The sequence below is a fragment of the Phenylobacterium sp. genome, assembly GCF_036563385.1.
Classification (GTDB): Bacteria; Pseudomonadota; Alphaproteobacteria; order Caulobacterales; family Caulobacteraceae; genus Phenylobacterium.
This window is the reverse complement of sequence record NZ_DATCML010000015.1, coordinates 25,939-38,672: the sequence shown is the minus strand read 5'-3', so window position 1 is coordinate 38,672 and position 12,734 is coordinate 25,939. Positions and strand designations below refer to the sequence as shown.

Below are 12,734 nucleotides of genomic sequence, written 5' to 3'. Positions count from 1 at the left end.
CATGCGTCGCCGACGCCCGCGAGCCGCCGGTCGCAAGCCGCGGGCCTCAGATCCGCGGGTTGGTCCCGTCGCCCCGCTCCGCCGCCTGGCCCAGCCGCTGGAGCAGCAGGAAGAGGGCGATGGAGAAGAAGCCGACGCCGGCCACGCAGGCCAGGGCGCCGACCACCTTGGGGGTGAGCCAGGCGGGTTCGTCGCCGGCCTGGGCGTTGACCGCCCAGAACAGGCCGCCGGCGAAGAAGGCGAGCCCCAGGACCGCCAGGCTGACCAGGGAGAAGTAGCCGTCGTTCGGCCGCTGCGCCGCATGAACGGGGGCCGGCGCGAATTCGAAGGGCGCGAGGTCGTCGATCACCACCCGCTCGCGCGGGGTGGCGTCCGCCGCGGCGGCGGCGTCTGCGTCGCGGGCGTCGTTGGCGGGCTCGGGCGGCGCGAAGAGGTCGCCGCTGGGCGGGCCTTCGGCCTCGGGCTCCACGTCGCCCGGCGCCGGCTCAGCGGGCGCCGGGGCGGGCTCCACCTCGGTTTCGGGGGCCACCAGCTCGAGGGGCTCGGCGAGGGCGTCGGCCGCCGTAGGCGGGTCCGGCATGGCCAACGGGTCGGCCGGCTCGACCACGGCCTCGACGCCGGTCGGCGGGGCGACCTCCGCTGGCGGCGCGGCCTCGTCACCGGCCTCGGGGGCCGGAGCGGAGGGCGCGGGCTCGTCCTTGAACACCGTCGCCAGGCGTGCGGTCACGGCCTCGGCGGCGGCGGTCACGGGGCTTGGCCCCTCGTCCGGCGGCGACGGCGACGGGGCGCCCTCGTCCTCGCGCAGCACCCTGACCGTCTCGCCCTCCAGCGAGGTGACCACCGGCGTCGGCGGCTCGGCCGGCACCAGCGCCTCGGCCGCCTCGTCCAGCTCGGGCCTCAGGATGGCCGAGGGGACGGGCGGCCAGCTGTCGTCCGGCGGGGTGAGGAACAGTGCCTTTTCGGCGGCGCGGCGGCGGACCAGGGCGTCGATGACGATGGTCTCGCCCTCGAACGCGGCCTTGCGCCAGAGCTCCATGGAGCAGGCCGCCTGGATCAGGGCGCCCTCGTTGACCTGCTTGAGGACGCGGCTGCGGCGGAAGTTGACCAGGCCGATGTTGAAGGCGAAGGCGCAGAGCGCGTCGAACTGGTTCTGGGTCAGCGGGGTGAAGGTGAGCTCGTTGACCGCCTTCGAGACGGCGATCAGGTCGTAGAGCAGCAGGGCCTCGGCGTCCGCCTCCGTGACCTCGGCGCCCTGGCGAGCGGTCAGGGTGTGGCCGTAGCCGATGGTCCAGCGGCCATCGGGCAGCTGGGCGGCCTTGCGGCGATAGCCCTCGAACCGCTTGATCAGCGCGATCGCGGCCCGTGAGACCTGGTGGCGCGGCGTCATGCCCTTGATCTGACCCGTTCTGACACAGGCGCTTGCGCGCCCAACCCGGGTTAAGCAAGCCCCGGGCCGACAGTCGTAACCCGGCTAAGGTTTACAAGAGGATGAGGGCGGCCAGGCCCAGGAAGGCGAAGAAGCCCGTGAAATCGGTCAGGAAGGTCACGAAGACGGAGGAAGACACCGCCGGGTCGCGGCCGAACTTCTCCAGCGCGAGCGGGATCAGGGCCCCGCCGAGGGCGGCGACGAACAGGTTGATCAGCAGGGCGAGGCCGAAGGCGAGCGAGAGCATGGGGTCGCGGAACAGCAGGTAGACCACCGTCCCGGTGACGAGGGCCAGCACCGCGCCGTTCATCACCCCCACCGTCATCTCGCGCAGGACGGTCCGGACCGCGTTGACGGCGGAAAGCTCGCGGCTGGCGAGGGCGCGCACCGCGACGGCGAGCGTCTGGGTGCCGGCGTTGCCGCCCAGGGACGCCACGATGGGCATGAGGACGGCCAGGGTGACCAGCTTGTCGATCTCGGCCTGGAAGCCTTGGATGACGCTGGCGGCGAGCGCGGCGGTCAGGGTGTTGAGCAGCAGCCAGGGCAGGCGCGAGCGGACGATGCCGAGCACGCCCGCGTCGCGGCCCGCGTCGGAAACGCCGGCCAGGGCGAGGATGTCTTCCTCGCGCTCCTCCTGGATGACGCCGACGATGTCGTCGACGGTGACCTGGCCCACCAGCCGGCCGCCCGGCTCGACCACGGGGGCCGAGATCAGGTGGTACTTGTCGAAGATGTAGGCGACCTCTTCCTGGTCCATCTCAACCGGGATCTCGGTCACCGGCTCCATGATCTGCGCCAGGGGGATCTCACGGCGCGCCCGAAGCAGATGGCTGACCGGCACGGCGCCCACGGGCTTGTAGGCGGGGTCGACCACATAGACGTCGAAGAACAGCTCCGGCAGGTCCTCTTCTTCCCGGCGGAAGTGGTCGATGGCCTGGCCGACGGTCCAGAACTGCGGCGCGGCCACCACCTCGCGCTGCATCAGGCGGCCGGCGGTCTCGTCCTCGTAGGCGAGCGTGGTCTCGATGGCCGCCCGCTCCACCTCGGGCATGGCCGCCAGGACCTGAGCCTTCTTGTCCTCCTCAAGGTCGTCGACCACGTCGGCGGCGTCGTCGGAGTCCATCTCGCCGAGCGCCTTGGCCAGGATGGCCGGCGAGACGTGCTCCAGCACGTCCTCGCGGATCTCGGTGTCCAACTCGTTGATGACGTCGCCCAGCACCTCGGGGTCCAGGTGCGGCAGGAGCTCCTCGCGGTCGTCCGCAGAGAGGAAGCCCATCAGGTCGGCGATGTCCTCGGCGCGCAGCGCGCCGAGCAGCTCGCGCAGGCGTTCCGAATCGCCCCGGTCCAGGGCGTCGGCGACCCGGCGAACGAATTCGGGATCGAGGGCGTAGTCCTCGCCGAGCGCGAGGTCTTCCAGGTCCTCGTCGGCCTCCGTCATCAGCTCGGGGTCGTCCGTGTCGCGTACCATGCGGACCTCCCTGCTCTAGCCGATGATGGACTCTCGTTCGCCGATCGATTGACCCTGATTCACTGGCCCCGTCGAGGAACCCTGCTTGGCCGAGGCTTCGCAGGGGATGCCGCGCCAGGCGCCTCCACTAATCCCGCGAAGCCCAGGGGGCGAAGCAGGATGGTGCGGTCGAGAAGACTCGAACTTCCACGGGTTGCCCCACAGCGACCTCAACGCTGCGCGTCTACCAATTCCGCCACGACCGCTCGTGGTGAGGCGCGGCAGGTAGCAAACGCCGAAGCCTTTGTGAAGGGTAGGTTTCAGCGACCTATTGGCCACCGCCCGCCATGAAGTCGTAGACGTTGGCTTCGCGGGTCACGGCGATGGAGATGCGGTCCTCGTTGATCTGGATTTCGCCCCGGGCGACCGGGTGGTTGTTGGCCAGGATCCAGACTTCCTCGTTGACCGTGGCGTCGAGGGGAATCACCGCGCCGCGGCCCATCCGCAGCAGCTGCTGCATTGGAAGCTGAGCGCGTCCCAGCACCACCTGGATGTCGACATTGATGGCCTTGACCTGGCTCACGAGCGACGCCCCCGACGCGAAGATAAGCGACTCAAACCCTGCGGCTTTCGCATCGCCGCCCGGACGCCCACATTCGTTCAACATGCTTGACCACCGGTTAAACCCCCTCCCCACGGCGCCGCTTTTCGGGCGCGACGACCAGGCCGCGACGGGCTGGGCCGTGTCGCGCGGGCTCACGCCGTACCCTGAGGCGGTGGCGGCCATGGAGGCGCGGGCCGACGCCATCGCGGCCGGGAGCGCGGGCGAGCTGGTCTGGCTGCTGGAGCATCCGCCGCTCTACACGGCGGGGATCTCGGCCAAGCCTGGCGACCTCCTGGATGCGAATCGCTTCCCGGTGTTCCGCTCGGGCCGCGGCGGGCAGTTCACCTATCATGGGCCCGGCCAGCGGGTGGCCTACGTCATGCTCGACCTGACGCGGCGCAGGCGCGACGTGCGCGCCTTCGTGGCGGCGCTGGAGGCCTGGGTGATCGGGGCGCTGGACGCCTTCAACGTGGCCGGCGAGATGCGCGAGGGCCGGGTCGGGGTGTGGGTGGAGCGCAAGGCGCCGGGCGCACCGCCGCGCGAGGACAAGATCGCCGCCATCGGGGTGAAGCTCCGGAAGTGGGTGAGCTTCCACGGGATCGCGCTGAACGTGGAGCCGGAGCTCAGCCACTTCTCCGGCATCGTGCCCTGCGGGGTGACCGAGCACGGGGTGACCAGCCTGGTGGACCTTGGCCTGCCAGTGATGATGGACGAGGCGGACGAGGCGCTGAAGGCCAGCTTCCGGCGGGTGTTCGGGGAGGTCGCGGCGGCCGAGCCGCCCCTCCCCTGACGCGCCGCCTCAGGCGAACTCCACCAGCACCTCGTCGGCGGCGACGCTGTCGCCGGCCTTGGCGTTGACGGCCTTGACCACCCCGTCGTGCTCGGCGCGGATGATGTTCTGCATCTTCATGGCCTCGAGGACGGCGACGACCTCGCCGGTCTTCACCTCCTGGCCGGGGTTCACGTCGACGCTGACCACCAGGCCGGGCATGGGCGAGAGCACCATCTTGGAGGTGTCGGCGGCCTTCTTGGGGGGCAGCTTCTGGTGCAGCTCGGCCGAGCGCGGCGTCAGCACAAGGACCCGGGCCTGGGCGGCGCGGTGGCGGACGACGTAGCCCTCGGCGGCGGGCTTCACCTGGGCGGTGAAGGGGACGCCGTCCAGGACGCCCTTGAAGGTCGGCCGGCCCGGGCGCCACTGGACGTCGGTGAGGCGCAGGGTGCGGCCCTCATCCACGAACTCGACGGCGCCTTCGCTCGCCCGCACCGTGCGTTGCTCGCCGCCCTCGATCACGATCCAGTCGGACCGCAGCAGCTCCGGCGCGGCGCGGCCGACGTAGGTGCGGTGCATGGCGCAGGCCACCGCCGCCATGACGTCGCGCTGGAAGCTCGTGGGCGGCGTGCCGTGGAAGCCCTCGGGGAACTCGTCCTTGATGTAGTTGGTGGAGATCTTGCCCGAGCGGAACCGCTCCTGGTCCATCACCGCGGCGAGGAACGGCACGTTGTGGCCGAGACCCTCGATGTGGAAGTCCTCCAGGGCCCGGCCCATGGCGTCAATGGCCGCCTCGCGGGTGGGCGCCCAGGTGGACAGCTTGGAGATCATCGGGTCGTAGAACATGGAGATCTCGTCGCCCTCGCGGACGCCGGCGTCGTTGCGGATCACGGCGTCGGCGGCCTGGCCCTCGGCCGGCGGGTCGTAGCGGACCAGACGGCCGATGGAGGGCAGGAAGCCGCGGTAGGGATCCTCGGCGTAGATCCGGCTCTCGATGGCCCAGCCGTTGATCTTCAGGTCCTGCTGGCCGAACGCCAGGGGCTCGCCCGCGGCCGAGCGGATCATCTGCTCTACGAGGTCGAGGCCGGTGATCAGCTCGGTCACCGGGTGCTCCACCTGCAGCCGGGTGTTCATCTCCAGGAAGAAGAAGCTGCGGTCCTGGCCGGCGACGAACTCGACGGTGCCGGCGGAGTCGTAGCCCACCGCCCTGGCGAGCGCGACGGCCTGGTCGCCCATGGCCTTGCGGGTCGCCTCGTCGAGCAGCGGACTGGGCGCCTCCTCGATGACCTTCTGGTTGCGGCGCTGGATGGAGCACTCGCGCTCGAACAGGTGGACCACGTTGCCGTGCTTGTCGCCCAGCACCTGGATCTCCACGTGGCGCGGGCTCTCGATGAACTTCTCGATGAAGATCCGGTCGTCGCCGAAGCTGGCCTTGGCCTCGGCGCGGACGGCGGGGAAGCCCTCCTCCACGTCCTTGCGGGTCCAGGCGACGCGGATGCCCTTGCCGCCGCCGCCGGCGGAGGCCTTGATCATCACCGGATAGCCGATCTCCTCGGCGATCTTGATGGCGTGGGCGGTGTCGTCGATCTCGCCCACGTGGCCGGGCACGGTGGAGACGCCCGCCTTCTGCGCGAACTTCTTGGATTCGATCTTGTCGCCCATGGCCTCGATGGCCTTGGGATTGGGGCCGATGAAGACGATGCCCTCGGCGGCCAGGCGCCGCGCGAAGCCCGCGTTCTCGGACAGGAAGCCGAAGCCCGGGTGGACGGCCTGGGCGCCCGTGCGGCGCACGGCGTCGACGATCTTGTCGGCGACCAGATAGCTCTCCGAGGCGGGCGCGCCGCCGATGAACACGGCCTCATCGGCCATCTCCACGGCCATGGAGTCGGCGTCGGCCTCGGAATAGACGACCACCGTGGCGATGCCCATGCGGCGGCAGGTCTTGATGATGCGCACGGCGATCTCGCCGCGGTTGGCGATCAGGATCTTGGAGAACATTCCAGTCTTCACGGGAGCCCTTTAAGCGGCGACGGGCGGACCTTAGATTGGCGGCCATGAGCACGCCAGCGGTCTCCCCCTCCGGTTTCGATCTCTCGCCGCCTAACGCAGAGGAACGCAAGCGCCTGGAAGCGGGGCTGTCGCGGGAAGAGGCCGACGTCCTGCTGCACCACGGCACCGAGGCGCCGTTCTGCGGCGGCCTGCTCGACCAGAAGGACGACGGCGTCTACTGCTGCCGCCTCTGCGCCCTGCCCCTCTTCCGGCATCGCACCAAGTTCGAGAGCGGCACCGGCTGGCCTTCGTTCTGGGCGCCGTTCGACGAGGCCCATGTGAAGGCGGTGCGCGACACCTCCTACGGCATGATCCGCATCGAGACCCGCTGCGCCCGCTGCGACAGCCACCAGGGCCACGTCTTCCCGGACGGCCCGCCGCCGACCCGGCTGCGCTACTGCATCAACTCGGTGTCGCTGGAGTTCGTGGCCGACGGCGAGCCCCTGCGCGACCCCCTGCGTCGCGGCGACAACGCCCACCTGCAGGCCGCCGAGTAGCGCCTGTCCGAGTCCGTCCCACGCTCGCTGACCTCCTCCAGCACCTGGGCGCTGGCGGCCTGCCTGTTGGCCGTCGCCTGGCTGGCGTACAAACAACTGGTGGTTCCGGGACCTGAGGAAGCCCCCTTCCGGCGCATCGATGGCGCGGCCTCCGAGGCAGAGCGCGCCGCCGCAGCGGCCCTGCTGACGGAGGCGTATGGCGTGCTCCGGTCGGAAGACTTCCAGCGAAACCTGCGGGGGCTGGAACGCCGCTACCCGGAGATCTACGCCAGCCGTTCGGCGGGGGAGGTTCCTCTCTCGCGGGCCGCCGCTTGGGTTTCGAACGAGACCTGGGGTTCGCGCTATGCATCGCTGGAGGTGGAACTCGTGGGAGGCGAGGCGCCGTCGGATCCCCTGCGTGAGCACGCTAGCGCGGGCGGGTACACCGACGCTGGCGTCTATGCCCGCATGTCGCTCGGCCGCGCCCACGTGGCGCAATATGGCTCGTCAGATCCGGTGGAGCAGTCCTGCGCCATCAATGTGGCGGCCCACGAGCTGGCGCATACCATCTCAACGACGCCCTTCTTCTTCACCAACGCCTTCACAGACACCCGACCGTCCGAGGCCCAGATCGCGCGCCGCAGTCCGATGGCCACCACGGCGGTGGGCAGCTACCTCGTGGGCGCTGTGGCGCAGTGCACGTGGCTGCAGCGCCAGGGCCGAGTGGGGCCGCGAGACCTGCACGACTGCCTTCAGGTGTTCGGGGTACGCGGGATGAATTGGCGGCGATGCACCAGCTTCCAGGAAGGCCAGCCCGTCAGGCCCCATGCCGATTTGCCACGGCCGATGACGCCGCTCTAAGCTGGCCGCGGCAGCCGATCACTTCCCCCCAGCGCATCGAGACGCGCAAAGGCCAGGCGGATGAAGTCGATCGAGCGGTCGGGGTAGAGATTGTCCTCCAGGCACCAGGCCAGCGACAGAACGGCGTGGGCGCAGACCCACTGCAGCATCCGGCGGGGCTCCAGGGCGGCCAGCCGGCAGACCAGCTCCAGCTGCCGCTCCAGGCGCCCGGGCGAGAGCGGCGTGGCCATGTCAGGGTTGCGGAAGATGTTGGCGTAGTCGTACGCGCGCTCGCCGGTCACGCCTTTCGGGTCGATGGCCAGCCACCCCGCTGCGCCGAAGTCGAGCACGTTGCCGTGGTGCATGTCGCCATGCAGCAGGCGCACGTCCTGCGGCTCGGCCAGCAGCGCCTGCGCCAGCTGGTGGCCGCGCACGAACACGTCGCCCTGCGCCTGCTGGCGCTCGACGGAGCGGAACCAGTCCTCCAGGCGGATCAATCCCTCCGGCGCAGGCCGGCCCCGCGGCCGGTGGAGGTCGGCCAGGGCGGCGCACAGCACCTCCGTGGCCGCGTCGTCGCGCCCCTCCGCCACCCAGGCGGCCAGATCGCGTTCACCCTCTGCGCGGACCATCAGCAAGGCGTTGGCCTCGTGGGCCAGGACCGGGGCCGCGCCCTCACCCGCCCACCAAGCCATCACCGCCGCGCCCTTCACCTCCTCGTGGTAGGTGGCGAGCTTCAGCATGCAGGGCTGGCCGCTCCGTCGCACGGGCTGCAGCAGGCTGCGCGTCCAGATGGTCTGGAACGGCCAGCCGTCGGGCTGCAGGCCCCAGCGTTCCAGCCAGGGCGCGATGTCTGTGGATGGCTCGCCCATGCGACGAATCGCCCCCAAAGCGTCACTGGACCACCAGCGGTATCTTCCGGTTCTCCCCCAAGGAACACCCAAAGAGCCCGCCCATGAAGCTCACGCCCGCCGAAGCCCGTGCGCACGCCGACGAGGTGCGCGCCACCAGCCTGACTATCCTCCGTGGCCTGATCCCGGTCGAGACCATCGACCGCTGGAACGCCGCCTTCCAGCCGCTGCTGCAGGAGGCCATCCGCCGCGAAGGCGACGACCCCAACCGCGGGGCGAACCGCTACTACGTCACCCTGCCCTTCCAGGACCTCTGGGCCGACCCGCAGATCATCGACAACGACGCCATCATGGCGATCGTGGAAGAGCTGGTGGGCGCCGACGGCGTCATGTGCCAGCTGGCCAGCGACACGCCCTGCCTGGGCTCGGAGTACCAGGACCTGCACCGGGACACCCAGCTGCTGTTCCCGGAGAGCGGCGTGGAGACGCCGCCTTACCAATTGGCGGTCAATTTCCCGCTGATCGACGTCACCGACGAGACCGGCCCGATGGAGTACGCGCCGGGGACCCACATGATGTCCAAGGCCGACGGCATGCGCGCCGTGGAGACGGGCGAGATCCCGCTGGTGAAGGGCTACATGAACCGGGGCGACGTGATGATCCGCGACGTGCGCCACATCCACCGCGGCACGCCGAACCCGTCCAACACGCCCCGCCCCATGGTGGTGATCGGCTATTCGCGCCGCTGGCTGTTCCGGCCGGAGGTGAACATCCGCGTGCCCGCTGAGGTGCTGGTCGCCCTTCCCGAGCGCGCCCGGCGCTGGCTGCGGTTCAACCCGGTGTTCGAGACCAAGGCCGAGGCCTCGCAGCGGGAAGAGAGCTACCGGGCCTTCGCCTACTGAGCCCGGGGCCCCGCGCCGCCTCCCTCGAACGGAGAAGGGCCGCACCGCGACCGGTGCGACCCCTCATCCGACCCGCTTCGCGGGCCACCTTCTCCCGCAAGGGGAGAAGGGTCCGCGCGTCGCCTACGTCCGGCGGGTGGTGGTCCGGGTGGAGGCGGAGTCTTCGCCCGTGGTCCCGCCGCCCGTGGTGGAGGTGGTCGCCCCGCCGGTGGCCGGACCTTCGCGGCCCATTAGGGTCTCGGTGGCGCTGTCGCCGAAGCCCGTGCCGGAGCCGGTGATCGGGTTGGACACCACGCGCAGATTGTTCTGCACATGGTCGACGCCGGAGATGTCCTCCACCAGCCGCTCGGCCCGGTGCTTGGCTTGGCGGTTCTCCACCGTGCCGGAGAGGGTGACCTCGCCGTTCTCCACCTTCACGTCGATGTTGGAGGCGTCCAGCCAGCTGTCGTCGGCGAGGCGCTCGTGCACTTCGTCGCTGATCCGCTCGTCTGAGCGCTTGTAGCCCTTGGGCCCGCGGCCGCGGTGGCCGCGGTCGTCGGCGCGGTACTCGCGGCCGAAGTCCTCGCGGTAACCGCGCTGTTCGTCGGGACGCGAGCCTTCCATCAGGTGGTCGCCGCGGAAGAAGTTGGAGATCTTCTGGCCGGCCCGGCTGAGGAAATCCTGCGCCCGGTCGCCCACGTCGCGGCCGCCCTGGCCGCCGCGGCCCATGTCGCCGCGCCCGCCGTCGCCGTAGCCGCGCTCGAAGTCGTAGCCGCCGGTGCCGCCCGACGCCACGTCGCCGTAAGCGGGACGCATGTTCCCCTGCCGGTAGTCGCGATAGTCCTGCCCGCCGCCGTAGGCGCCGGAGCCGGGTTGACCCCCGCCGTAGCCGCCGCCGTAGGACTGGCCGCCGCCCGACTGACCCCCGTACTGGCCGCCGCCGTACTGGTCGCCGGAGCCCCAGCCCTCACGCCGGGCGTCATAGCCGCCGGGCACCGGGCCGTACTCGCGGCCGCCCATGCCGTATTCCTCGCGGTAGATCGGCTGGCGATCGTCGTCGCCGTAGAAGCGGCCGCCCTGCGAATAGTCCTGGCCGCCGCTGCGGCCCTGGCCGCGGCCCTGCTCCTGACCGCGGAAGGCCGGGCTGGTCCCGCCATAGTCGCGGTCCTGCCAGGCCCGGCCGTGGACGGCGCCCTGGTCCTGGTTGCGGAAGGCGGGGCTGGTCCCCTGGTAGCCGCGCTCCTGCCAGCCGCCGCCGCGACCGCCACGCTCCTGGCCGCCGCCAGAGACGATCCGGCCCTGGTAGCCCTGCGGCCGGCCGCCGCCGCCGCCGCCGCGCCCATAGCTCTCGCCGCCGCCATAAGCGCCGCCGGAGCTCATGCCCGTGCCCCGGGTGTAGTTCTCGCCGGTCTCGCGCTCGCCGAAGACGCGGTCGCGATCAGGCCCCTCGAGGCGGGCGGCGAACTCGTCGTCGCCTGACCCGAAGCTGCGGCCCTCACCGCCGCGCATCTCGAAGTCATAGCCGCCGGCGTAGTCCTCCCGGCTGCGGCGATAGTCCTCACCGCTTCCGTAGCTCCCGCCCCGTCCGTACTGCTCGCTCCGGCGCCAGTCACGCTCGCGCATCTGGCGGTCGCGCTCGTCCATCCATCTGTCGGCCATGGGGGAGTCCTCCGTGTTTCAGGCTGTCGGGCGCAGTCTGCGCTGACGGCCAAACACGGTGGCGCTGGAGCGCGTTCCGCAGAGGTCCGGAGATCGCGGTTTCGTGAAGCGCCGCTACAGCGGAATGTTGTCGTGCTTCTTCCAGGGATTGGTGAGCTGCTTGCCGCGGAGGTTCTTCAGGGCGTTGACGATGCGGCGGCGGGTGCCGTGGGGCATGATCACGTCGTCGATGTAGCCGCGGCTGGCGGCCACGAAGGGGTTGGCGAAGCGGGCCTTGTACTCGGCCTCGCGTTCGGCCAGCTGCTCGGGGGTCTGGTTGCGGAAGATGATCTCCACCGCCCCCTTCGAGCCCATCACCGCGATCTCGGCCGTCGGCCAGGCATAGTTCACGTCGCCGCGGATGTGCTTTGAGCTCATCACGTCGTAGGCGCCGCCATAGGCCTTGCGGGTGATCAGGGTGATCTTCGGTACGGTGGCCTCGGCGTAGGCGAACAGCAGCTTGGCCCCGTGGCGGATCAGGCCGCCCTGCTCCTGGCGGGTGCCCGGCATGAAGCCCGGCACGTCCACGAAGGTGACCAGCGGGATCTCGAAGGCGTCGCAGAAGCGGACGAAGCGGGCGGCCTTGCGGCTGGCGTCGATGTCGAGGACGCCGGCCAGCACCTGCGGCTGGTTGGCGACGATGCCGACCGGCTGGCCGTCCATGCGGGCGAAGCCGCAGATGATGTTCTTGGCGAAGTCCGGGCTGATCTCGAAGAAGTCGGCCTCGTCCACGACCTTCAGGATCAGCTCCTTCATGTCGTAGGGCTTGTTGGGGTTGGCAGGCACCAGGGTGTCGAGGCTGGGCTCGTCCCGGTACGGGTCGTCGAAGCTCTGCCGGACAGGCGGCTTCTCGCGGTTGCAGCTGGGCAGGAAGTCGACGAGCCGCCGGACCTGGGTCAGCGCCTCGAGGTCGTTGTCGAAGGCGCCGTCGGTGACGCCGGACTTCATGGCGTGGATGCGGTAGCCGCCGAGGTCCTCGTGGGTGACGTCCTCGTGGGTGACGGTCTTCACCACGTCGGGGCCGGTCACGTACATGTAGCTCGTGTCCTTCACCATGAAGATGAAGTCGGTGATCGCCGGCGAGTAGACGTCGCCGCCGGCGCACGGGCCCATGATGACGCTGATCTGCGGGATGACGCCCGAGGCCAGGGTGTTCTCGAGGAAGATGTCGGCGTAGCCGGCGAGGCTTTCCACGCCTTCCTGGATGCGCGCGCCGCCGGCGTCGAACAGGCCGATGATCGGGGCGCCCATCTTCAGCGCCTGGCGCTGGACCTTGAGGATCTTCTGGGCGTGCGCGCCGGACAGCGAGCCGCCGAAGACGGTGAAGTCCTTGGAGAAGACGAAGACCGTGCGGCCGTTGATCCGGCCCCAGCCGGTGACCACGCCGTCGCCGGGGATCTTCTGCTCGGCCATGCCGAAGTCGACAGCCCGGTGCTCGACGAACATGTCGAACTCCTCGAACGAGCCCTCGTCCAGCAGCAGGTCGATACGCTCGCGGGCGGTGAGCTTGCCCTTGGCGTGCTGGCTGGCGATGCGCTTCTCGCCGCCGCCGAGGCGGGCGTTGGCGCGCTTCCGTTCGAGCTCTTCCAGGATCTCTTTCAACGCGGTCCTCCCTAGCCGGCTCAGGCGTAGAGGCGTCCGCGACAGGAGGCAAGGTCACGCGGCGTCAGACACTTAGGCCCGCCGCCGGCGGGCC

The 12,734-nt window shown here is 70.4% G+C and carries 11 protein-coding genes and 1 tRNA gene; 4 read left to right on the top strand and 8 right to left on the bottom strand.

From position 1 onward, the window contains the following. Positions 1 to 46: 46 nt before the first annotated feature. The 4 genes from VIL67_RS15190 to VIL67_RS15175 form a co-directional block, all read right to left on the bottom strand. On the bottom strand, positions 47 to 1,387 hold the full coding sequence (locus VIL67_RS15190; protein WP_332049753.1) for a lysozyme: 1,341 nt from the start codon (positions 1,385 to 1,387) through the stop codon (positions 47 to 49). 91 nt (positions 1,388 to 1,478) lie between these two features. Beyond that, positions 1,479 to 2,894 (bottom strand): magnesium transporter, encoded by a 1,416-nt coding sequence (gene mgtE / locus VIL67_RS15185; RefSeq protein ID WP_332049752.1) that lies wholly within the window; start codon positions 2,892 to 2,894, stop codon positions 1,479 to 1,481. Positions 2,895 to 3,054: 160 nt separating this feature from the next. Further along, positions 3,055 to 3,139, bottom strand: a tRNA-Leu gene (locus VIL67_RS15180). Between the two features lie 62 nt (positions 3,140 to 3,201). After that, positions 3,202 to 3,480, bottom strand: a complete 279-nt coding sequence (locus VIL67_RS15175; protein WP_332050200.1) for a FliM/FliN family flagellar motor switch protein — start codon at positions 3,478 to 3,480, stop codon at positions 3,202 to 3,204. Between the two features lie 58 nt (positions 3,481 to 3,538). Here VIL67_RS15175 and lipB point away from each other — a divergent pair, with 58 nt between their 5' ends. Beyond that, the gene (gene lipB, locus VIL67_RS15170; protein ID WP_332049751.1) at positions 3,539 to 4,267 is read left to right on the top strand and encodes a lipoyl(octanoyl) transferase LipB; all 729 of its coding nucleotides are present in this window, start codon (positions 3,539 to 3,541) and stop codon (positions 4,265 to 4,267) included. A gap of 9 nt (positions 4,268 to 4,276) precedes the next feature. On the opposite strand, the gene VIL67_RS15165 is transcribed toward lipB, so the two are convergent. Continuing rightward, a complete protein-coding gene (locus VIL67_RS15165; RefSeq protein WP_332049750.1) occupies positions 4,277 to 6,244 on the bottom strand; it encodes an acetyl/propionyl/methylcrotonyl-CoA carboxylase subunit alpha in 1,968 nt (655 codons plus the stop codon). 56 nt (positions 6,245 to 6,300) lie between these two features. Here VIL67_RS15165 and msrB point away from each other — a divergent pair, with 56 nt between their 5' ends. Then, on the top strand, positions 6,301 to 6,792 hold the full coding sequence (gene msrB, locus VIL67_RS15160; RefSeq protein ID WP_332049749.1) for a peptide-methionine (R)-S-oxide reductase MsrB: 492 nt from the start codon (positions 6,301 to 6,303) through the stop codon (positions 6,790 to 6,792). A 66-nt stretch (positions 6,793 to 6,858) separates the two neighbouring features. Further along, on the top strand, positions 6,859 to 7,632 hold the full coding sequence (locus VIL67_RS15155) for a hypothetical protein (protein ID WP_332049748.1): 774 nt from the start codon (positions 6,859 to 6,861) through the stop codon (positions 7,630 to 7,632). On the opposite strand, the gene VIL67_RS15150 is transcribed toward VIL67_RS15155, so the two are convergent. Further along, positions 7,629 to 8,480 (bottom strand): aminoglycoside phosphotransferase family protein, encoded by an 852-nt coding sequence (locus VIL67_RS15150; RefSeq protein ID WP_332049747.1) that lies wholly within the window; start codon positions 8,478 to 8,480, stop codon positions 7,629 to 7,631. The two genes, VIL67_RS15155 and VIL67_RS15150, sit on opposite strands and share 4 nt — an antisense overlap. 83 nt (positions 8,481 to 8,563) lie before the next feature. Here VIL67_RS15150 and VIL67_RS15145 point away from each other — a divergent pair, with 83 nt between their 5' ends. After that, positions 8,564 to 9,361 (top strand): phytanoyl-CoA dioxygenase family protein, encoded by a 798-nt coding sequence (locus VIL67_RS15145; protein WP_332049746.1) that lies wholly within the window; start codon positions 8,564 to 8,566, stop codon positions 9,359 to 9,361. Between the two features lie 123 nt (positions 9,362 to 9,484). Here VIL67_RS15145 and VIL67_RS15140 read toward each other — a convergent pair whose 3' ends face one another. Together VIL67_RS15140 and VIL67_RS15135 are read right to left on the bottom strand one after the other, a co-directional pair. After that, positions 9,485 to 10,999 carry a BON domain-containing protein gene (locus VIL67_RS15140; RefSeq protein WP_332049745.1) on the bottom strand — a complete coding sequence of 505 codons (1,515 nt, stop codon included), beginning with the start codon at positions 10,997 to 10,999 and terminating at the stop codon, positions 9,485 to 9,487. A 114-nt stretch (positions 11,000 to 11,113) separates the two neighbouring features. Beyond that, positions 11,114 to 12,640: an acyl-CoA carboxylase subunit beta gene (locus VIL67_RS15135; protein ID WP_332049744.1), complete on the bottom strand. Its 1,527-nt coding sequence runs from the start codon at positions 12,638 to 12,640 to the stop codon at positions 11,114 to 11,116. Between the last annotated feature and the right edge of the window lie 94 nt (positions 12,641 to 12,734).